Consider the following 17,832-nt stretch of genomic DNA (forward strand, 5'->3'; position numbering starts at 1 on the left):
CATGAGCGCCATCCCCTACACCCCCGAATCCACCACCCGCGCCGAACTCAACCGGCACGAAGGCGCCACCGTCGTGCAATTCGGCACAAACTGGTGCGGCTACTGCCAACGCGCCGAGCCACTGGTCGATGCCGCCTTCGAAGGCCATTCCGGGGTGCGCCGCATCAAGGTCGAGGACGGCAGCGGCCTGCCGCTGGGCCGCTCGTTCCAGATCAAGCTCTGGCCCACGCTGGTGTTCCTGCGCGACGGCAAGGAAACCGCGCGCGTGGTGCGGCCCACCAGCTCCGACGAGATCGCACGTGCGCTCGGCGAAATCAGCGCGCCGGCCTGAAAACGACTGTTACAAAACAAGGGCCGTGCCGATGTCGAATCCGCGCCGGCCCGTTCGGCGTGACAACAGAGGCGCCGTGAATCCAGTCGATTGCTGACCGGCCGGCGGCTCATCCACCCCCGCAACCTATCAGGAGATCGAAATGAAATTCATGGTCATCGTCAAGGCCACTGCCGATTCCGAAGCCGGCATCATGCCCAGCGAGCAACTGCTTGCCGAGATGGGCGCTTACAACGAGTCGCTGGTCCAGGCCGGCGTGATGCTCGCCGGCGAAGGCTTGCACCCGAGCTCGAAGGGCGCGCGCGTGCGTTTCTCGGGCAAGGAGCGCACCGTCATCGACGGCCCGTTCGCCGAAACCAAGGAACTGGTCGCCGGCTTCTGGCTGCTGCAATGCAAGTCGAAGGCGGAGTGCATCGAGTGGGTCAAGCGCTGTCCGAACCCGATGCCGGGCGATTCCGAGATCGAAATCCGCCAGATCTTCGCGGCCGAGGACTTCGGCGAGGCCTTCACGCCGGAGTTGCGCGACCAGGAAGAGCGGCTGCGGGCCCAGGCGGCCGCGCAGCAACAGTCGGCGGGCACGGCATGAAATTCATGATCATCCGCAAGGCCGACGCCGAGAGCGAATCGGAAGCCAGCCCGGTCGGCGAGGGCAACGACCAACTGCTGAAGGACATGATGGCCTACAACCAGGCCATGACGGACGCCGGCATCCTGCGCGGCGGCCAGGGCCTGAAGCCCAGCGCCTGCGGCGCACGCATTCAGTTCAAGGCCGGCAAGCCGAGCGTGACCGATGGCCCGTTTGCCGAAGCCAAGGAACTGATCGCCGGCTTCACGCTGATCGAGGTGGCGTCGAAGGAAGAGGCGCTCGACTGGGTGCGCCGCTGGCCAGCCAGCGACGGCCAGGGCAACGTGTCGCTCGAGCTGCGGCAGCTTTACGAGCTCGACGACTTCGAAGGCATCACCGAGGTCGAGCGGGCCGCGCTCGACCGGCAGATGGGCGGCGCGGCATGACCAAGGCCAAGGCCGTGCCGTGAACGGCCCGGGAGCGACGCACAGCGCAATCGATGCGGTCTGGCGCATCGAGTCCGCGAAGATCATCGCGGGCCTGGCGCGCATCGTGCGCGATGTTGGTCTGGCCGAAGAACTGGCGCAGGATGCACTGGTCGCCGCCCTGGAGAAGTGGCCCTCGACGGGGGTGCCGGACAACCCCGGCGCCTGGCTCATGGCCGCGGCCAAGTACCGCGCGCTCGACGAACTGCGCCGCCGCAAGCTGCTGGAGCGCAAGCACGAGGAATACGGGCACGAGCTCGTGGCCCGGGAGGCGCACTTCGTGGTCGACACGCACGAGGCACTTGACGACGACGTGGGCGACGACCTGCTGCGGCTGGTGTTCACCGCCTGCCACCCGGTGTTGTCGCCCGATGCGCGCGTGGCACTCACGCTGCGCCTGCTCGGGGGCCTGACCACCGACGAGATCGCCCGCGCGTTTCTCGTGCCCGAACCGACCATCGGCCAGCGCATCGTGCGCGCGAAGCGCACGCTGGCCGAGACGCGCGTGCCGTTCGAAGTGCCGCGTGCCGCCGAGCTGCCGTCGCGGCTGGCCTCGGTACTGGAGGTGATCTACCTCGTCTTCAACGAGGGCTATGCCGCCACCGCGGGCGGCGACTGGATGCGGCCGACGCTGTGCGACGAGGCGTTGCGCCTCGGCCGGGTGCTGGCCGAGCTGATGCCCGGAGAGCCCGAAGTGCACGGCCTCGTCGCGCTGATGGAAATCCAGGCGTCGCGAACCGCCGCCCGGATCGATGCCCAGGGCGTGCCGATCCTGCTGCTGGCGCAGAACCGGGCGCGCTGGGATCGGCTGCTGATCGGTCGCGGGCTCACCGCGCTGGCACGGGCCGAAGCGCTCGGCGGCGCACTCGGCCCCTATGCACTGCAAGGTGCGATCGCTGCCTGCCACGCGAGGGCGCGCACCGCCGAGGCGACCGACTGGGCCCGCATTGCGGCGCTGTACGACGCACTGGCGCAGCTGATGCCCTCACCCGTGGTGGCGCTCAACCGCGCAGTCGCCGTCTCAATGGCCTTCGGCCCGGCCGCGGGGCTGGAGATCGTCGATGCGTTGGTCGCCGACGGTGCCCTGCAGGGCTACCACCTGCTGCCGAGCGTGCGGGGCGACCTGCTGGCCAAGCTGGGCCGCTCCGCCGAAGCCTGCGCTCACTTCAAGGCCGCTGCCGCGCTGACGCGCAATGTGCGCGAACGCGCCCTGCTGCTCGAACGCGCGGCCGACTGCGCGCGGTAGCGCAAAAAAAAGCCCGCGCGAGGGCGGGCTTGGTGACGGCGACAAACGCTCAGTTGCGCGATGCGATGCCCTGCGTCGCCCGGCAGTTGCCGAACTCGCAGCGCACCGCCATCACCTGGCCGTTGCTGCACGCGATGGAATGACGCTCATAGCCCGGGCCCTTGTCGACCAGCTGGGCCAGCGGCATGGCGTTGCAGCGTTGCGTCTTGGCGAGTCGCTCGGCGTTGTAAGTGTCGACGCCGGTCGCCCGCAGCGCGTCCACCGGGCGCTTGTTCAGGGGAACCCAGGTCACACGCACCGTCGGGTCGGCGTTGACGTAACCCTTTTGGGCCAGGCAATTGGCCATCAGGGTCTCCTGCCGCGCCTTCCAGGTCGCACGCTCAGGGGTGTAGACGGCGTAGTCGAAGCCGGCCAACCCGCCGATCGCAGCGAACCCGGCCAACGTCGGCCAGCCGTAGAGGATGCCTGCGCCAATCGTGATCGCGTCGACGCCGAGCAGCGCGTCGTCGTGCTGCGTGGCGGTGAACGGCAGGCTGCTGGCGGACTTGCGGCAGGTCGCCACGTCGGCGTCATAGACGGCGCTGTCGACTTGCGTCGGCTCCACCACAGGCACATAGGTCGCGCCGGAACCCGAGCCCGGGCCCTCCTTGGGCCGAACCGCGCAGCCGCAGACCAATGCCGCGACGCACAACATGCTGAGCACCTTCTTCATGCATTCACCTACCAGTTCGTTGACACGTCTGGCGATTGGATCATACAAATGGTTACTTGCGGAAGAGGCGGCGATTCATCGGATCTTTACGCAACGCTACCGATCGCTCACGGCGGGGAAACAGTGCGCTTCCACACTTCCTTCACCTGCTGCCGAGTGGCATCAGGCTTCTCAGAAAGGAAGCTCTCTCCATGATCTCGCTCACACAACGTCTCGTTTCCGCCGGCTTGCTGGCCACCGCGGCTTTTGCCGCTTCGGCCCAGGCGCCGGCCCCCACCGCCGCGCCGCCTGCCGGCCCGGCGGCCGAACACCGCATGCACAAGCCCCATGACGGCAAGCACTTCGAGCGCATGCAGGAACGCCGCGCCAAGCACCTGGCCGAACTGAAGACCAAGCTCAAGCTCAACGCATCGCAGGAGGGCGCATGGTCGACCTTCACCGCCGCGACGCAGCCGCCGGCCCGCCCGGCACAGCGTCCGGATCGCGCGGCGGCACGGGCCGAGTTCGAGAAGCTGACGACGCCGCAACGCCTGGAACGCATGCAGGCGCGCCAGGCTGAACGCAGCGCAAGGTTTGCCCAGCGCGCCGAGGCGACCAAGACCTTCTACGCCGTGCTGACGCCCGAGCAACAGAAGACCTTCGACGCCGAATCGATGCGCCGTGGCCACCGTGGCAGCCACGGCAATCACGGTCACCAGGCCCCGCCCGCCAAGGGTTGAGGGCCGGCCACCCCTTGGCGGCCCTTGAACAAAAGCCCGCAGCGCTTGCGCACTGCGGGCTTTTTTCACCTGGCAAGACGCACGCTATTGAGGCGTTCCGGTCTCATGCTTCGGATTGGTGGGCACGGCGGGGCGTTCGCCCTTCTGACCGAACTGCGGCCTGCTCTTGAGCACCTCCTGGCGCACTTCGCCGCGCGTGGTGCCGCTGATCGGCGTTGGCGCCATGTTCGGCTGGTTGTTGGTCTTGGTGCTCGCCTCGCCGCCCGGCGTGAGGGTGTTGGCAGGGCTCTTGTTGTTGGCGCGCGCTTCGGCACGCACCGCTTCGCGCGACGCCGGTTCGACCTCGGAGGGTTTGACCGGGCCGGGGTTCTGCGCCGAAGCGATGCCGGCGAAAGCCACCATGCCGGCCAGCAGCGCGGAAGAGAAAAGATGGGGGTGCTTCATGTTGTCGTCCTTTGAAATAGTTGGAACACGCGAGCCCCTTTTCGAAGCTCTGATCCACCGTAGGTCCCCGGTGCACGGCGCGGGTGTGATCCTCCGCAAGCCAGGCCTGTAGGAGCAGGCCGGCGAGCGCCGCAGGCAAGACCCTCCTCGGCGCGTTCCTTTCCTACAGGCGATATGCCCGCCCGGTCGTACAAACGACATCCCATGCTGCTTCAATCACCGCCGGCGGCTTCTGCCGCGACCCCCCTTTCGCCGTTTGCGCCCACTTCGCTCAAAGTGATGACCGTCAACACCCACAAGGGCTTCACGGCGCTGAACCGCAAGTTCATCCTGCCCGAACTGCGGGATGCGGTGCGCACGATCGGGGCCGACGTGGTGTTCCTGCAGGAGGTGCAAGGCACCCACGAGCGCCATGCGCGCAAGCACGACAACTGGCCCGAGGCGCCGCACTACGAATTCCTGGCCGACACCATGTGGCCGCAGTTCGCCTACGGCCGCAACGCGGTCTATCCGAAGGGGCACCACGGCAACGCGGTGCTGTCGAAGTTTCCAATCGTGCATTTCCAGAACCACGACATTTCGATCGCCGGGCCCGAAAAGCGCGGATTGCTGCACTGCATTCTGAGGCTGCCTGGCCGACCCATCGACGTGCACGTGATCTGCGCACACCTCGGCCTGGCCGAAACGCACCGCCAACAACAGCTCGAGCTGCTATGCCACATCGTCCGGGACGAGGTGCCGGGCGACGCCCCGCTGATCGTCGCCGGCGACTTCAACGACTGGCGCGGCCGCGCACACGATGTCCTTGAAGAAGGCGCCGCGTTGCGCGAGGTGTTCGTGCAGGCCAACGGCAGCGCTGCCAAGACCTTTCCGTCCCGGTTTCCGTTGCTCCAGCTGGATCGCATCTACGTGCGCAATGCCGCCGTGCACGCGCCGGTCGTGCTGCCGCGCAAGCCGTGGTCGCACCTGTCTGACCATGCCCCGCTGGTTGCGGAGATCGAACTGTGAAAAGAGGCTTTGCACCATGAGCGCGCGCTGGGTTTCCGGCAACAAGGTCGACCTGCTCGAGAACGGCGAGGCGTTCTTCCCGCGCGTGTTCGAGGCCATCGCCGCAGCCGAACGCGAGGTGATCATCGAGACCTTCATCCTGTTCGAGGACAAGGTCGGCAAGGGCCTGCAGGAGGCGATGCTCGCCGCCGCGCAGCGCGGCGTGCGCGTCGACCTGATGATCGATGGCTTCGGCTCGCCCGACCTGTCGGGTGACTACATCAGCAGCCTCACTGCGGCCGGCGTCAAGGTGCGCATGTTCGACCCCGGCGGCAAGCTCATGGGCTGGCGTACCAACATGCTGCGGCGCATGCATCGCAAGATCGTGGTGGTCGACGGGCTGCGCGCGTTTGTCGGCGGCATCAACTTCTCGGCCGACCATCTGACGGACTTCGGGCCGAAGGCCAAGCAGGACTACGCGGTCGAACTCGCCGGCCCAGTCGTCAAGGAGATCCACCGCTTCGTCCTGCATGCGATCGCGGTCGGCGGCAAGGGCCATCGCTGGTACCGCCAGCGCGTGAAGCAGGCGCCCGACATGAGCGCGGTAGCCGACGCCGGCAATGCCGAGGTGCTGTTCGTCACACGCGACAACCGCCGCCACACCAACGACATCGAGCGCCACTACCGGGCCGCGATCCGCACGGCCCGCCAACGCATCATCATTGCCAACGCGTACTTCTTTCCGGGCTACACGCTGATCCGGGAGATGCGGCGCGCGGCGCGACGTGGCGTCGACGTGCAACTGATCCTGCAGGGCGAGCCTGACATGCCGATCGTCAAGACCGCCGCGCGCATGCTCTACCACCACCTGCTGCATGCCGGCGTGCGCATCTACGAATACTGCGACCGGCCGCTGCACGGCAAAGTCGCGCTGGTCGACGACCGGTGGTGCACGGTGGGCTCCAGCAACCTCGATCCGCTCTCGCTGTCGCTGAACCTCGAAGCCAACGTCGTGGTGCGCGACCAGGCGTTCAATGCCGTGCTCGCCGAACGCCTCGAGCACCTGATGCACCACAGCTGCAAGCAGATCGACAGCCAACAGCTTGGCGACTGGAGCGGTTGGCGGCTGGTGCGCAGCTTCTTCATCTTCCACCTGATGCGCTGGTACCCGGCCTGGGCCGGCTGGCTGCCGCGCCACGCACCGCGACTTCGGCGGGTCGATGCGGGCGAACTCGCCCCCAACGGGTCAACGCAGACGGACGTCGCATGACCACCGCCATGCCCGCGTCGCGCGAAGGCGCAGGCGCATCGGGCCCGACCGCCAAACCCCGGTGGCTCTGGGCCCGGCGCATCGGCACCTGGGTCTTTTTCGGGCTGGTTGGCTGGCTGCTCGTGAAGCAGGCACGCGGCATCGACTGGGACGACGTGATGACTGCGTTCTCGCGCCTGCCGGCGAGCACGCTGCTCATCGCCGCCGGGCTGGCCGCCGCGAGCTTCGCGCTTTACAGCACCTACGACCTGCTGGGTCGCAACCTCACCGGCCATCCGCTCAGCACCCGCACGGTGATGGGCGTGACCTTCATCAGCTATGCGTTCAACCTGAACCTCGGCTCGCTGGTCGGCGGCGTCGCGTTCCGCTACCGGCTCTACTCGCGGTTCGGCCTCGACAACGCCGTGATCACGAGGGTGCTGGGTTTCAGCATGCTCACCAACTGGTTCGGCTACCTGGTGGTGGCCGGTGCGGCCTTCTGCTTCTGGCCGCTCGATCTGCCGCCCGACTGGAAGATCGACAGCGGCGGCCTGCGCGTGCTGGGCGGCGTGCTGCTGGCGCTCGGCGCCGGGTATCTGGTGCTGTGCGCCACCGCGAAAGAAAAGATCCTGAGCCTGCGCGGCCACGAACTGCAGGTGCCCACGTTGCGCATGGCGCTGCTGCAGCTGGTGATGTCGTGCACCAACTGGTCGCTCATGGGCGGCGTGGTCTGGCTGCTGCTGCAGCAGAAGGTGGCCTACCCCGAGGTGCTGGCCGTGCTGCTGGTTGGGGCAGTGGCCGGCGTCATCACCCACGTGCCGGCCGGCCTCGGCGTGCTCGAGGCCGTGTTCGTCGCGCTCCTGTCGCACAAGCTGCCGCAGGGCCAGATCCTCGCGGGGCTCATCGGCTACCGCGCGCTCTACTACCTGGCCCCGCTGGCCATCGCGACCGTCGCCTATGTGGTGATGGAGGTGCGTGCGCGCCGCGCGGCCAGTGCCAGCATCCACGTCGCCGCACCGAAACCGTCAAAACGGTATTAGTTGGCAGTTTTAACGCCTCCCGAATAGGCGAGCGCCACCAGACTCATGTTGCACTGCAGCAAAATAGCGCGACGAGGCCTATAGTTCACTTCATGCGCACCCTCAACTCCTATCCCCGCTTCATCAACCCGTTGATGCTGTGGACCGATGTCGCGCTCAAGACCGGCGAAATGCTGGTCTCCTCGGGCTCGGTGATCCAGATGCGCACCCGCCGCATGGCCGAGCACGGCATGCAGCCGACGTCGGCCGACATGCGCGAGATCCAACTCATGAGCGAGGAAAAACTCGCCGCCGTCACCGAGTCGGGCGCGGCCATTGCCAACCAGCTTCACACCACGCAGTACGCGCTGATGAACCGCGCGGTGCAGCAGTGGGTAACCACCGGCACGGCGCTGGTCTCGCTGGCCACCAGTTTCACACCGGCGCAGGCACTGTCGCGCGGCCAGGCCCTGGTCGATGCCAGCACCCGCGCGGCCGCCACCCTTACACACGTCTCCAGCGCCGGCGCCCGCGTTGTGCAGCGCGCGCTCAAGCCGATTCACGCCAAGGCGACCTCGAACCATCGCCGTCTCTCGCAGGCGACCACCGACTGAAGAACGCCGTCAGCCCGCCCGAACCAGGCGCAGCAGCGTGATCTCCGACGGCGCGCCAAAGCGCTTGGGCGGGCCCCAGTAGCCGGTGCCCCGGCTCACGTACACCCACATATCGCGCAATCGGTGCAGCCCTGCCGTGAACGGCTGCTGCAGCGGCACGAACAGGTTCCACGGAAAGAACTGTCCGCCGTGCGTGTGGCCCGACAACTGGAGCTGGTAGCCCGCTTCTGCCGCAGCCGGCGCGCTGCGCGGCTGGTGCGCCAGCAACACCCGCGTGGTGCTGCCGGTCGGCGCACCAGCCAGCGCACCTTCGGGGTCGCTCTCGTGCGCGGCATCGAAGTGCCCGGCGGTGAAGTCGGTCACACCGGCCAGCACCAGTGCGTCGCTATCGCCGGTCGAGCGGCCCGGCGTGTCCTGCCGCAGCACCACGTGTTCGTTGAGCAGCACGCGCAGCCCGATGCGGCGCAATTCGGCGATCCAGGCCGATGCACCGGCGTAGTACTCGTGGTTGCCGGTCACCACGTAGGTGCCGTGTCGTGCCCGCAGGCCGCCCAGCGGCGCAATGTGCTCGCGCAACTCGGGCACGCTGCCATCAACCAGGTCGCCAGTGATCGCCACCACGTCGGCACCGAGCTTGTTCACGGCCTCGACGATACGGTGGATATAGCCACGCTTGATGGTCGGGCCGACGTGGATGTCGCTGAGCTGAGCGATCGTGAAGCCTTCCAGCGCTGCCGGTAGCCCCGCAATGGGCACGTCGACCCGCTTCACGCCCGCTGTGCGCCGCGCATTCACGAAACCGATGAGAGAGGTGGCCGTGGCGGCCAAAGGCACTGCAGCGGCGCTCCAGGCCTTGAACACGGGCCAATCGACCGCCAGGCCGCTCCACGAGTTCGCCGCCCAGGCCACCAACAGCCCGAAATCACGCACCACGGTCAGCACCAACATCGACGAGAACCAGCCCATGCTGAGCAGGCCGATCCATTTCCAGGTGTCGGCCACAGGCTTGGCGGCCGAGCGCAGGCCAACAAAGGGCAGCGGCATGGTCAGGGCAGACACCGCAAGCAGTAGCACCAGAACGGGCCAAGTGGGCGTGAACGCTGCCAATCCGGGCAACAGCCGCAGCCCGATATACAGGTGCAGCAGCGTGGTCAAAAGGGTCAGGGGGCGAAGCGGCATCGGTGCCTTGTGCAACGGGCGCAGCCCGGGGCAATGCAGATGCAAGGCGCGTGCCCTGCATTCAAGGTCACGCGATCACAAAAGCCAGCACCACCGCGCCAATGGCCAGCACGGCCAGCCCGACCAGGAAAACCATTTCGGCGCGCCGCTCATGCTGTGCGCCCCCATGGCGCGAGCGGATCGACATGAACGACAGCACCGCACTGGCCAGAAACACCAGCGCATCGGCGGCCAGCAGCTTGTCGACGACGACGCGCGAATGCCCGCCCTGGCGCAGGTGCCCGATCGACAGCACCGTCATGCACACGCCGATCATCGTGGCCGACGTGGGCAGAATGTGTGCCGAAAGCCCCCGCGCCACGACGACGACCTGATCGCTTGCGCTGCTGCTGCGCATCAGGAATGCAGTGCGCTGCTCGGCCACACGAAGGTGGCCTTGCTCGGCATGCCGGCCCGCACGATCAGTTCCTGCTTGAGCGTCTGGCCGTTGAGCGTGGCTTCGACCTCATAGCGGCCGGGCTCGAGGCGGGCCAGCATGAAGGGGCCTTCGGAGGTGGTGCTCAGCAGCGCATTGCCAGACGAGGCGTCGCGCACCTGCACCATCACGTTGGCAGCGAAATCGGCGCCTTGCTTGTCCGCCCGATCCTTCACCGCAAATTCGAGCGTGGCCGCCCAGCGCGGCGACACCGTTTCCATGAACCGGGCCTCGTCGCTGCCGATGCCGCCGCTCATGTACTCGATGCCATTGGTGAAATGAATGGGCGGATTGGCCGCCTGCGCCGAAAGTGCGCCCAGCAGGGCCGCGCCGCAAAGTATCGCGGCCGTCACGGGCCGCATCGTTGTTTGCCAGGAGGTGTTCATGGTCGAAATCCTTTTCGTCTTGAGTGAAGCAACTTCACGGCTTCACTTTCCGACGGCCTGCTTAGGCCAACCTGAACTCAGCGCGCGACGAGTGGCGCTTTACTGGCCCTGCGCCAGCGTGCGCGGTGGATGCGCCAGCGCGGCAAAGTCGACGTTCGAAGGAAACAGGAACAGCGCGCTCGCCGCATAGCCGCCGATCACCGTGACCTGCTGCACCACCGAAACGCCCCCCACCGACGCCTCGACCTCGTAGGCGCCCGGCTCCAGCCGCGCCAGCATCAACGGGCCATCGACCTCGGCCTGCATCACTGCATGGCCGTTGTAGCGGTCGCGCACCTTGACCTGCACGGGCACCGGAAACGCACCACGCTGCCCCCGATTGACCGCGAATTCGAGCGTGGTCGACCAGCGCGGCGACACCATCTTCAGAAAGTCGGCTTCGTCGCGGTTCGCACCGCCACACATGTACTCGATGCCCTGCGCCATCCGGATCGGCGGGTTGGCCGCCGCCTCCGCGCCGGTTGCGAAGCTCCCCGACAAGGCGGCGCAACAACAAAGCACTGTGGCGAATCGGGAGTGGGCTGACATGGTGCGAAGGTTCATCGGTGAAAAGTCCTTTGAGGCACCCCAAGCAAGACTCGGGCGCGGTCGCAATTTGCCCCATTGCGCGCCCTTCGGCTATTCGGTGCGACCCTGCCCCGCCGCCCGGCAGCGCGTTACAACCAGCCGGCCTTGCGAAACCGGTAGTAGAGGTAGTTGCAGAGGCGCCACCGCGTGCTTGAGCACCATCGCGCGCTGCTTGAGCGAATACAGGTGCCGGATGCTGGAGCGCAGTCGCTCACAGCGCACCCCTGACCAAGACGCCCTGACCGGGCGGGCTCGACCTTCTTATCTCTTCTTATTCTTCTTATTTAAATTAGTAGTAGTAGTAAGGGAGGCACTGCTCTGTGGACAGTGCCTCTTTCTCGTTGTGCCACAACGACTTGCGCCCTCTCAACCACTGTGCGCAGCCGCGCTTCCCTGGTGTCCATCCAAAAGGGACAACATCGCCTTTGCCGACCGGCCTGTGGACAACCGCTGCCTTGTGCCGGAACTGTCCCCAGAGTTGTGCTTTGACACGGCGCGAACGAGTCGCTAAAGGGAGGGGGTGCAGGCGGCGAGGTGCTGCTTGTGGATTAAGCAGACTGTAGTTTTCCCTTGAAAAACAATGACTTGCACGTGCCCTACACAGCAGTCCGCAAGTTGTTCACAGGGTTAGCCAACGATTGTGGGGAGAAGGTTGTGACGCCGCGGTGACGGTGGGGAGTAGGCCGCTGGGTTTATTTTTTCGTGCCAGCTTCGTGAATCTCAGGCGCGATCGAGCGCTTGGCTGCCGGGTCGCTCTCCATTTGATAGCGGCGAGCCGATCCAGCTCGAGCTTTTGGGGATGGGAGTCACTCACGACTCCATGACCTCTGACTTGCGCGATCTGCCGGAGCAACTCCGCGAAGCAATGACCGCTTCGGAGAATGCGCGGCGCTGGATGTGCACATCAGGTGGATCGATGCGATGGCGCGACAGCCGCAGATCGCGTGGACACAAGACGAACTGACCCGAGACCGGAAGGAATCGCGGGATCGGCAGCCGCTGTCAATGCAGCCGTCCTCGTCGACGCCTGAAAGCAAGACGCCACCCGAGGGTGGCGTGCAGCAGCCCTCGCGCGCACGTTCAAACGTCGATATTCGCCGCCCGCAGCGCATTCTGCTCAATGAACTCGCGCCGCGGCTCCACCTCGTCACCCATCAACATGGTGAACACGCGATCGGCTTCGATCGCGTCGTCGATCTGCACGCGCAGCAGGCGCCGCACGGCGGGATCCATCGTGGTTTCCCACAGCTGCTCGGGGTTCATTTCGCCCAGGCCCTTGTAGCGCTGGCGTGAGCTGGTGCGTTCGGCTTCGCCGATCAGCCACTTCATGGCAATGCGGAAGTCGCCCACTTTTTCTTCCTTGGCACGCTCGCCTTCGCCGCGCTTCACCACCGCAAACTCGCTGAGCAGGCCGCGGAAGGTGTTGGCGGCTTCGGCCAGCGCCGCGTAGTCGGCGCCGTGCACGAAGTCCTGCGTGATCACGCTGCTCTTGATGTTGCCGTGGTGCCGGCGGCTGATGCGCAGCAGCGGCTTGTCGGTGCGCACGTCGAATTCGCTCGACACTTCGGCCGGCACGCCGGTGGTGTTGAGCTCGCGCAGCTTGGTCTGCAGCGCCACGGCCGAGGCCTCGGCTGCGGGCGTGGTGTCCAGGTCGAGCACGACGCCGTCGGCGATCGCGCGCAGGGCTTCCGCGTCCATGAAGTTGCGCAGGCGCGCAATCACGGCCTCGGCCAGCTGGTGCTTGCGCGCCAGTTCGGCGAGCGTGTCGCCGGTGATGGTGGTCGACTTGTCGCCGCCGGTTTCGATGCTCGCGTCTTTCAGCGCCACCTTGAGCAGGAATGCATCGAGCGCGGGGCCGTCCTTCAGGTACTGCTCTTCCTTGCCGACCTTCACCTTGTAGAGCGGCGGCTGCGCAATGTAGATGTGGCCGCGCTCCACCAGCTCGGGCATCTGGCGGTAGAAGAACGTGAGCAGCAGCGTGCGGATGTGCGCGCCGTCCACGTCGGCGTCGGTCATGATGATGATGCGGTGGTAGCGCAGCTTGGCAACGTTGAAGTCGTCGGCGCCGCCGCCCGCCGTGCTCGCACCGGCGCGGCCGATGCCGGTGCCCAGCGCGGTGATCATGGTCAGGATTTCGTTGCTGGTCAGCAGCTTTTCGTAGCGTGCCTTCTCGACGTTCAGGATCTTGCCGCGCAGCGGCAGGATGGCCTGGAACTTCCGGTCGCGGCCCTGCTTGGCGGAGCCGCCGGCGGAGTCGCCCTCGACCAGGTACACCTCGCACAGCGCCGGGTCTTTCTCCTGGCAGTCAGCCAGCTTGCCGGGCAGGCCCATGCCGTCGAGCACGCCCTTGCGGCGCGTCATTTCGCGTGCCTTGCGTGCGGCTTCGCGGGCACGCGCAGCCTCGACGATCTTGCCGCAGATGATCTTGGCGTCGTTCGGGCGTTCTTCGAGGTAGTCGCTCAGCAGCCTGCCGACGATGTCTTCCACCGGCGCGCGCACTTCGCTGCTGACCAGCTTGTCCTTGGTCTGGCTCGAAAACTTGGGCTCGGGCACCTTGACACTCATCACGCAGCAAAGCCCTTCGCGCATGTCGTCGCCGGTGACTTCGACCTTGGCCTTCTTGGCGAACTCGTTGACTTCGATGTACTTGTTGATGACGCGCGTCATCGCGGCGCGCAGGCCGGTCAGGTGGGTGCCGCCGTCACGCTGAGGAATGTTGTTGGTGAAGCACAGCACCTGCTCGTTGTAGCCGCTGTTCCACTGCATCGCCACTTCGACGCCGATGTGCGTGCCGGGGATGCCGCCATAGGTTTCGGCCGGGCGCTCGCCCGCCGCGTAGAACACGTTCGGGTGCAGGACGGTCTTGCCCTTGTTGATGAACTCGACAAAGCCGCGCACGCCGCCGGCGCCCGAAAAGTCGTCTTCCTTGCCGGTGCGCTCGTCCTTCAGGCGAATGCGCACGCCGTTGTTCAGGAAGCTCAGCTCGCGCAGGCGCTTGCTCAGGATCTCGTAATGAAAATCCGCGTTCTCGATGAAGATGGTGGTGTCGGGCAGAAAGTGGACTTCGGTGCCGCGCTTGTCGGTTTCGCCGATGATCTTCATCGGGGACACCTCGAAGCCGTTCACCGTTTCGAGCAGGCGGTTCTGCACGAAGCCGCGGCTGAACTCCAGCTCGTGGATCTTGCCCTCGCGCCGCACGATCAGGCGCAGCGTCTTGCTCAGTGCGTTGACGCAGCTCACGCCCACGCCGTGCAGGCCGCCCGAGACCTTGTAGCTGTTCTGGTTGAACTTGCCGCCGGCGTGCAACTCGGTCAGCGCGATCTCGGCGGCCGAGCGCTTAGGCTCGTGCTTGTCGTCCATCTTCACGCCGGTCGGGATGCCGCGGCCGTTGTCGGTGACGGAGATCGAGTTGTCGGTGTGGATGGTGACGACGATGTCGTCGCAATGGCCGGCCAGTGCTTCGTCGATCGAGTTGTCGACCACTTCGAACACGAGGTGATGCAGGCCGGTGCCGTCGGAGGTGTCGCCGATGTACATGCCGGGCCGTTTGCGCACCGCCTCCAGCCCTTCGAGGATCGTGATGGAGCCTTCACCGTACGAAGTGTCGGGCTCGCCGACGATCTGAATCTCCGGCGTGTAGACCGGCTCGGTGTGCGGGACTTGCGGCTTGTTTTCTTCGCTCATCAGGATCCTTCCTATCTCTCTCTCGGTAACTCGGCGGAACGGTGCATGTTCCCGTCCAGAAACACCGCGGATCGGGCTTTGCCCGGCCGCTGGTGTTGCCCCCGGGCAGGGGGTTGGCGCAGGCGACACGAAGTGCGCCGCAGCCTGGGGGCGAGCTAAATGCGCATCGGCATGACGACGTACTTGAAACTCGCGTTGTCGGGGATCGTCAGCAGCGCGGAGCTGTTCGAGTCGGCCAGGTCGAGCTTGACCATGTCCTGGCTCATATTGGCGAGCGCGTCGATCAGGTAGGTGACGTTGAAGCCGATCTCGATGGCGTCGCCGCCGTAGTCGATGTCAAGCTCGTCCTGCGCCTCTTCCTGCTCGGCGTTGCTCGACGCAATGCGCAGGGTGCCGGGCTCGATGTTGAGGCGCACGCCCTTGAACTTCTCGCTGGTAAGGATGGCGGTGCGCTGCAGGCTGGCCAGCAGCGGCGCACGGCCCAGCGTGACGCTGTTCTTGTGGGTCTTGGGAATCACGCGGTTGTAGTCGGGGAACTTGCCCTCGACCAGCTTGGTGACGAACTCCATGCCGCCGAAGCTGAACTTGGCCTGGTTGTTGGCGAACTGCATCTCGATGGCGCCTTCGGCGTCGGACAGCAGGCGCTGCATCTCGAGCACGGTCTTGCGCGGCAGGATCACTTCCTGGCGCGGCACTTCGACGTCGAGCGTGGCCGAGGCAAAGGCCAGCCGATGGCCATCGGTGGCCACCAGCGAGAGCTGCTTGCCTTCGGCGACGAACAGGATGCCGTTGAGGTAATAGCGGATGTCGTGCACCGCCATCGAAAACGAAACCTGGCTCAGCAGGTCTTTCAGCGTCTTCTGCGGCACGCTGAACACCGGGCCGAAGCTCGCGGCCTCCTGCACCAGCGGAAAGTCTTCGGCCGGCAGCGACTGCAGGGTGAAGCGGCTCTTGCCGCCCTTGAGCACCAGCTTGCTCGCGCTCGACTCGAGGCTCACGGTCTGGTCGGCCGGCATGGTGCGCAGGATGTCGATCAGCTTGCGCGCGCCGATGGTCGTCGTGAAGTTGCCTTCGTCGCCGCCCAGCTCGGCCGTCGTGCGGATCTGGATTTCCAGGTCGCTCGTGGTGAGCTGCAGCTGCCCGCCGGTCTTGCGGATCAGCACGTTGGCCAGGATCGGCAGCGTGTGGCGGCGCTCGACGATGCCGGACACCGACTGCAGCGCGGCGAGAACTTTGTCTTGGGTTGCCTTCAGCACGATCATTGCTTACCTCTTCCTAACTTTCTTGAGTTGCGTTCCAACGCTTCAGCCCTTGAGCGTTTGTTCGAGTACGTGGAGCTGCTGGTTCAGCTCGGTCAACTGTTGCCGTTCACCCGAGATCTTGCGCACCGCGTGCAACACGGTGGTGTGATCGCGTCCACCGAACAGCTCGCCGATTTCCGGCAGGCTCTTCTGCGTGAGTTCCTTGGCCAGGTACATCGCAATCTGGCGCGGCCGTGCAATGCTGGCCGGGCGCTTCTTGCTGTACATGTCGGCGACCTTGATCTTGTAGTAATCGGCCACCGTCTTCTGGATGTTTTCCACAGAGATCTGGCGGTTTTGAATCGACAGCAGATCGCGCAGCGCTTCGCGCGCCAATGCGATCGAGATCTCTTTCTGGTTGAAGCGCGAGTACGCGAGGATCTTGCGCAGCGCGCCTTCGAGCTCGCGCACGTTGGAGCGCACGTTCTTGGCCACGAAGAAGGCGACTTCTTCCGGCATCTCGACCGATTCGACGCGCGCCTTGTTGATCAGGATGGCTACGCGCATCTCGAGCTCGGGCGGCTCGATCGCCACCGTCAGGCCCGAATCGAAGCGCGACACCAGCCGCTCATGGATGTCGGCCAGGCCCTTCGGGTAGGTGTCGCTGGTCATCACGATGTGCGATTTTTTGGCGAGCAGGGCTTCGAACGCATTGAAGAACTCTTCCTGCGTCCGATCCTTGTTGGCGAAGAACTGCACATCGTCGATCAGCAACAAGTCGAGCGAGTGATAGCGCTCCTTGAACTCATCGAAAGTCTTGCGCTGGTAGGCCTTGACCACATCCGACACGAACTGCTCGGCGTGGATGTAGAGAACTTTGGAATCGGGCCTGTCGGCCAGCAGCCGGTTGCCCACCGCGTGCATCAGGTGGGTTTTGCCCAGGCCGACGCCGCCGTAGATGAACAACGGGTTGTACAGATGGCCCGGCATGCCGGCCACGTGCATGGCTGCGGCGCGCGCCATGCGGTTGGCCGTGCCTTCCACCAGCGTGTCGAAAGTCAGGCCGGAATTGAGCCGGTTCTTAAAGGCGGCGGCGGCTATGTCCTCCCCCGGGCCGGGCACGTCGCGCGGCACGTCGGTTTCGGACATGATGGCCATCGGCGTAGAGCGCAATGGCGCTTCCCGAGGAGCAAGCGCTAACTCAACGGTCACCGGCTGGCCATAAAGCTTCTCGGCCATGGAGGCAATGCGGCCTGAATACTGGGCGCGGATCCAGTCGAGCTTGAAGCGGTTTGCGACGAACACGGTCATGCGCGACAGGTCGTCCGCGACCTGTGCGGTCAGCGGCTTGATCCATGTATTGAACTGCTGTTCGGACAGTTCCTGCGCCAGTTGATCGACACAGGCCTGCCACAGGCTGTCGCCGATGCTGTCACCCGGCATGGGTGCGCTGGCGTGTGGTGAAACCCGCTGTCATCTCTTGTTTTACTTTGTGGATAGTTCTAGTGCAAAGCGCCCGGCATTCTAACTTGTCAAACCCTTATCCACATGGCCCGGGGCTGTCACCAAACCGTTATGAAACACCACCAATATTGTCGCTCGGCCAAATGTTTGCGATAATCGCGGGTTTCCCTGAAAACCTCTTTGTGTGTTTCGGGGTTCCACCGCACCGAGCACCGTACCGAAGCAATCGTTCCTCGGGCGGCTCATCAGGAAAAGCATCATGAAACGCACCTACCAAGCATCCAAAGTTCGCCGCGCCCGTACCCACGGCTTCCTCGTTCGCATGAAGACCCGTGGCGGCCGCGCTGTGATCAACGCACGCCGCGCCAAGGGCCGCAAGCGCCTGGCCGTCTGACGGCACCCTCG

General features: G+C 65.5%; 19 protein-coding genes. 10 read left to right on the forward strand and 9 right to left on the reverse strand.

The window, feature by feature from the left end; translation table 11 throughout:
- The first annotated feature begins 1 nt into the window (after position 1).
- The 4 genes from ACSFA8_RS07070 to ACSFA8_RS07085 all read left to right on the forward strand — a co-directional run bounded on the left by ACSFA8_RS07070 (position 2) and on the right by ACSFA8_RS07085 (position 2,627).
- Positions 2 to 331 carry a thioredoxin family protein gene (locus ACSFA8_RS07070; protein WP_435478791.1) on the forward strand — a complete coding sequence of 110 codons (330 nt, stop codon included), beginning with the start codon at positions 2 to 4 and terminating at the stop codon, positions 329 to 331.
- Between the two features lie 142 nt (positions 332 to 473).
- Positions 474 to 917, forward strand: coding sequence for a YciI family protein (locus ACSFA8_RS07075; RefSeq protein WP_435478792.1), 444 nt, complete (start codon positions 474 to 476; stop codon positions 915 to 917).
- Positions 914 to 1,342 carry a YciI family protein gene (locus tag ACSFA8_RS07080; protein WP_435478793.1) on the forward strand — a complete coding sequence of 143 codons (429 nt, stop codon included), beginning with the start codon at positions 914 to 916 and terminating at the stop codon, positions 1,340 to 1,342. The genes ACSFA8_RS07075 and ACSFA8_RS07080 overlap by 4 nt, the downstream gene beginning before the upstream one ends.
- A 19-nt stretch (positions 1,343 to 1,361) precedes the next feature.
- Positions 1,362 to 2,627, forward strand: coding sequence for an RNA polymerase sigma factor (locus ACSFA8_RS07085; RefSeq protein WP_435478794.1), 1,266 nt, complete (start codon positions 1,362 to 1,364; stop codon positions 2,625 to 2,627).
- A 49-nt stretch (positions 2,628 to 2,676) separates the two neighbouring features.
- Here the strand turns inward: ACSFA8_RS07085 and ACSFA8_RS07090 are convergent, their stop codons facing one another.
- On the reverse strand, positions 2,677 to 3,339 hold the full coding sequence (locus ACSFA8_RS07090; protein WP_435478795.1) for a hypothetical protein: 663 nt from the start codon (positions 3,337 to 3,339) through the stop codon (positions 2,677 to 2,679).
- Positions 3,340 to 3,530: 191 nt separating this feature from the next.
- Between ACSFA8_RS07090 and ACSFA8_RS07095 the strand changes: the two genes are divergently transcribed.
- On the forward strand, positions 3,531 to 4,058 hold the full coding sequence (locus ACSFA8_RS07095) for a Spy/CpxP family protein refolding chaperone (protein ID WP_435478796.1): 528 nt from the start codon (positions 3,531 to 3,533) through the stop codon (positions 4,056 to 4,058).
- An 84-nt stretch (positions 4,059 to 4,142) separates the two neighbouring features.
- Here the strand turns inward: ACSFA8_RS07095 and ACSFA8_RS07100 are convergent, their stop codons facing one another.
- Positions 4,143 to 4,502 carry a serine/threonine protein kinase gene (locus ACSFA8_RS07100; RefSeq protein WP_435478797.1) on the reverse strand — a complete coding sequence of 120 codons (360 nt, stop codon included), beginning with the start codon at positions 4,500 to 4,502 and terminating at the stop codon, positions 4,143 to 4,145.
- 279 nt (positions 4,503 to 4,781) lie between these two features.
- On the opposite strand from ACSFA8_RS07100, the gene ACSFA8_RS07105 reads away from it, so the two are divergent.
- The 4 genes from ACSFA8_RS07105 to ACSFA8_RS07120 all read left to right on the forward strand — a co-directional run bounded on the left by ACSFA8_RS07105 (position 4,782) and on the right by ACSFA8_RS07120 (position 8,371).
- On the forward strand, positions 4,782 to 5,510 hold the full coding sequence (locus ACSFA8_RS07105) for an endonuclease/exonuclease/phosphatase family protein (RefSeq protein ID WP_435478798.1): 729 nt from the start codon (positions 4,782 to 4,784) through the stop codon (positions 5,508 to 5,510).
- Positions 5,511 to 5,526: 16 nt separating this feature from the next.
- Positions 5,527 to 6,759, forward strand: a complete 1,233-nt coding sequence (clsB, locus tag ACSFA8_RS07110) for a cardiolipin synthase ClsB (protein WP_435478799.1) — start codon at positions 5,527 to 5,529, stop codon at positions 6,757 to 6,759.
- Positions 6,756 to 7,778: a lysylphosphatidylglycerol synthase domain-containing protein gene (locus tag ACSFA8_RS07115; RefSeq protein ID WP_435478800.1), complete on the forward strand. Its 1,023-nt coding sequence runs from the start codon at positions 6,756 to 6,758 to the stop codon at positions 7,776 to 7,778. The genes clsB and ACSFA8_RS07115 overlap by 4 nt, the downstream gene beginning before the upstream one ends.
- Before the next feature lie 92 nt (positions 7,779 to 7,870).
- Positions 7,871 to 8,371, forward strand: coding sequence for a polyhydroxyalkanoate granule-associated phasin (locus ACSFA8_RS07120; RefSeq protein ID WP_435478801.1), 501 nt, complete (start codon positions 7,871 to 7,873; stop codon positions 8,369 to 8,371).
- A gap of 9 nt (positions 8,372 to 8,380) precedes the next feature.
- Here the strand turns inward: ACSFA8_RS07120 and ACSFA8_RS07125 are convergent, their stop codons facing one another.
- From ACSFA8_RS07125 to dnaA, 7 genes are all read right to left on the reverse strand, one after another.
- On the reverse strand, positions 8,381 to 9,550 hold the full coding sequence (locus ACSFA8_RS07125) for a metallophosphoesterase (RefSeq protein WP_435478802.1): 1,170 nt from the start codon (positions 9,548 to 9,550) through the stop codon (positions 8,381 to 8,383).
- A gap of 67 nt (positions 9,551 to 9,617) precedes the next feature.
- On the reverse strand, positions 9,618 to 9,947 hold the full coding sequence (locus ACSFA8_RS07130) for a hypothetical protein (RefSeq protein WP_435478803.1): 330 nt from the start codon (positions 9,945 to 9,947) through the stop codon (positions 9,618 to 9,620).
- Entirely contained in the window at positions 9,947 to 10,411 is a 465-nt protein-coding gene (locus tag ACSFA8_RS07135) for a hypothetical protein (protein WP_435478804.1), read from the reverse strand. The genes ACSFA8_RS07130 and ACSFA8_RS07135 overlap by 1 nt, the downstream gene beginning before the upstream one ends.
- Before the next feature lie 99 nt (positions 10,412 to 10,510).
- The gene (locus ACSFA8_RS07140; RefSeq protein ID WP_435478805.1) at positions 10,511 to 11,014 is read right to left on the reverse strand and encodes a hypothetical protein; all 504 of its coding nucleotides are present in this window, start codon (positions 11,012 to 11,014) and stop codon (positions 10,511 to 10,513) included.
- A 1,104-nt stretch (positions 11,015 to 12,118) separates the two neighbouring features.
- The gene (gene gyrB, locus ACSFA8_RS07145) at positions 12,119 to 14,725 is read right to left on the reverse strand and encodes a DNA topoisomerase (ATP-hydrolyzing) subunit B (protein ID WP_435479201.1); all 2,607 of its coding nucleotides are present in this window, start codon (positions 14,723 to 14,725) and stop codon (positions 12,119 to 12,121) included.
- 152 nt (positions 14,726 to 14,877) lie between these two features.
- Positions 14,878 to 15,984, reverse strand: coding sequence for a DNA polymerase III subunit beta (gene dnaN, locus ACSFA8_RS07150; RefSeq protein WP_435478806.1), 1,107 nt, complete (start codon positions 15,982 to 15,984; stop codon positions 14,878 to 14,880).
- Between the two features lie 42 nt (positions 15,985 to 16,026).
- A complete protein-coding gene (dnaA, locus tag ACSFA8_RS07155; protein WP_435478807.1) occupies positions 16,027 to 17,406 on the reverse strand; it encodes a chromosomal replication initiator protein DnaA in 1,380 nt (459 codons plus the stop codon).
- Positions 17,407 to 17,686: 280 nt separating this feature from the next.
- Between dnaA and rpmH the strand changes: the two genes are divergently transcribed.
- Positions 17,687 to 17,821, forward strand: a complete 135-nt coding sequence (rpmH, locus tag ACSFA8_RS07160) for a 50S ribosomal protein L34 (RefSeq protein WP_007834827.1) — start codon at positions 17,687 to 17,689, stop codon at positions 17,819 to 17,821.
- The last annotated feature ends 11 nt before the right edge of the window (positions 17,822 to 17,832 follow it).

It is taken from the genome of Variovorax nitratireducens (assembly GCF_051216545.1).
In the GTDB taxonomy this organism is placed as follows: domain Bacteria; phylum Pseudomonadota; class Gammaproteobacteria; order Burkholderiales; family Burkholderiaceae_C; genus Variovorax.

Excerpts from the sequence above, each read along its gene's own strand:
- ACSFA8_RS07140 (WP_435478805.1), bottom strand. The coding sequence starts at position 11,014 with ATGAACCTTCGCACCATGTCAGCCCACTCCCGATTCGCCACAGTGCTT.
- ACSFA8_RS07075 (WP_435478792.1), top strand. The coding sequence starts at position 474 with ATGAAATTCATGGTCATCGTCAAGGCCACTGCCGATTCCGAAGCCGGC.
- ACSFA8_RS07100 (WP_435478797.1), bottom strand. The coding sequence starts at position 4,502 with ATGAAGCACCCCCATCTTTTCTCTTCCGCGCTGCTGGCCGGCATGGTG.
- dnaA (WP_435478807.1), bottom strand. The coding sequence starts at position 17,406 with ATGCCGGGTGACAGCATCGGCGACAGCCTGTGGCAGGCCTGTGTCGAT.
- ACSFA8_RS07135 (WP_435478804.1), bottom strand. The coding sequence starts at position 10,411 with ATGAACACCTCCTGGCAAACAACGATGCGGCCCGTGACGGCCGCGATA.
- ACSFA8_RS07125 (WP_435478802.1), bottom strand. The coding sequence starts at position 9,550 with ATGCCGCTTCGCCCCCTGACCCTTTTGACCACGCTGCTGCACCTGTAT.
- dnaN (WP_435478806.1), bottom strand. The coding sequence starts at position 15,984 with ATGATCGTGCTGAAGGCAACCCAAGACAAAGTTCTCGCCGCGCTGCAG.
- ACSFA8_RS07070 (WP_435478791.1), top strand. The coding sequence starts at position 2 with ATGAGCGCCATCCCCTACACCCCCGAATCCACCACCCGCGCCGAACTC.
- ACSFA8_RS07115 (WP_435478800.1), top strand. The coding sequence starts at position 6,756 with ATGACCACCGCCATGCCCGCGTCGCGCGAAGGCGCAGGCGCATCGGGC.
- ACSFA8_RS07080 (WP_435478793.1), top strand. The coding sequence starts at position 914 with ATGAAATTCATGATCATCCGCAAGGCCGACGCCGAGAGCGAATCGGAA.
- rpmH (WP_007834827.1), top strand. The coding sequence starts at position 17,687 with ATGAAACGCACCTACCAAGCATCCAAAGTTCGCCGCGCCCGTACCCAC.
- ACSFA8_RS07090 (WP_435478795.1), bottom strand. The coding sequence starts at position 3,339 with ATGAAGAAGGTGCTCAGCATGTTGTGCGTCGCGGCATTGGTCTGCGGC.
- ACSFA8_RS07105 (WP_435478798.1), top strand. The coding sequence starts at position 4,782 with ATGACCGTCAACACCCACAAGGGCTTCACGGCGCTGAACCGCAAGTTC.
- ACSFA8_RS07120 (WP_435478801.1), top strand. The coding sequence starts at position 7,871 with ATGCGCACCCTCAACTCCTATCCCCGCTTCATCAACCCGTTGATGCTG.
- clsB (WP_435478799.1), top strand. The coding sequence starts at position 5,527 with ATGAGCGCGCGCTGGGTTTCCGGCAACAAGGTCGACCTGCTCGAGAAC.
- ACSFA8_RS07095 (WP_435478796.1), top strand. The coding sequence starts at position 3,531 with ATGATCTCGCTCACACAACGTCTCGTTTCCGCCGGCTTGCTGGCCACC.
- ACSFA8_RS07130 (WP_435478803.1), bottom strand. The coding sequence starts at position 9,947 with ATGCGCAGCAGCAGCGCAAGCGATCAGGTCGTCGTCGTGGCGCGGGGG.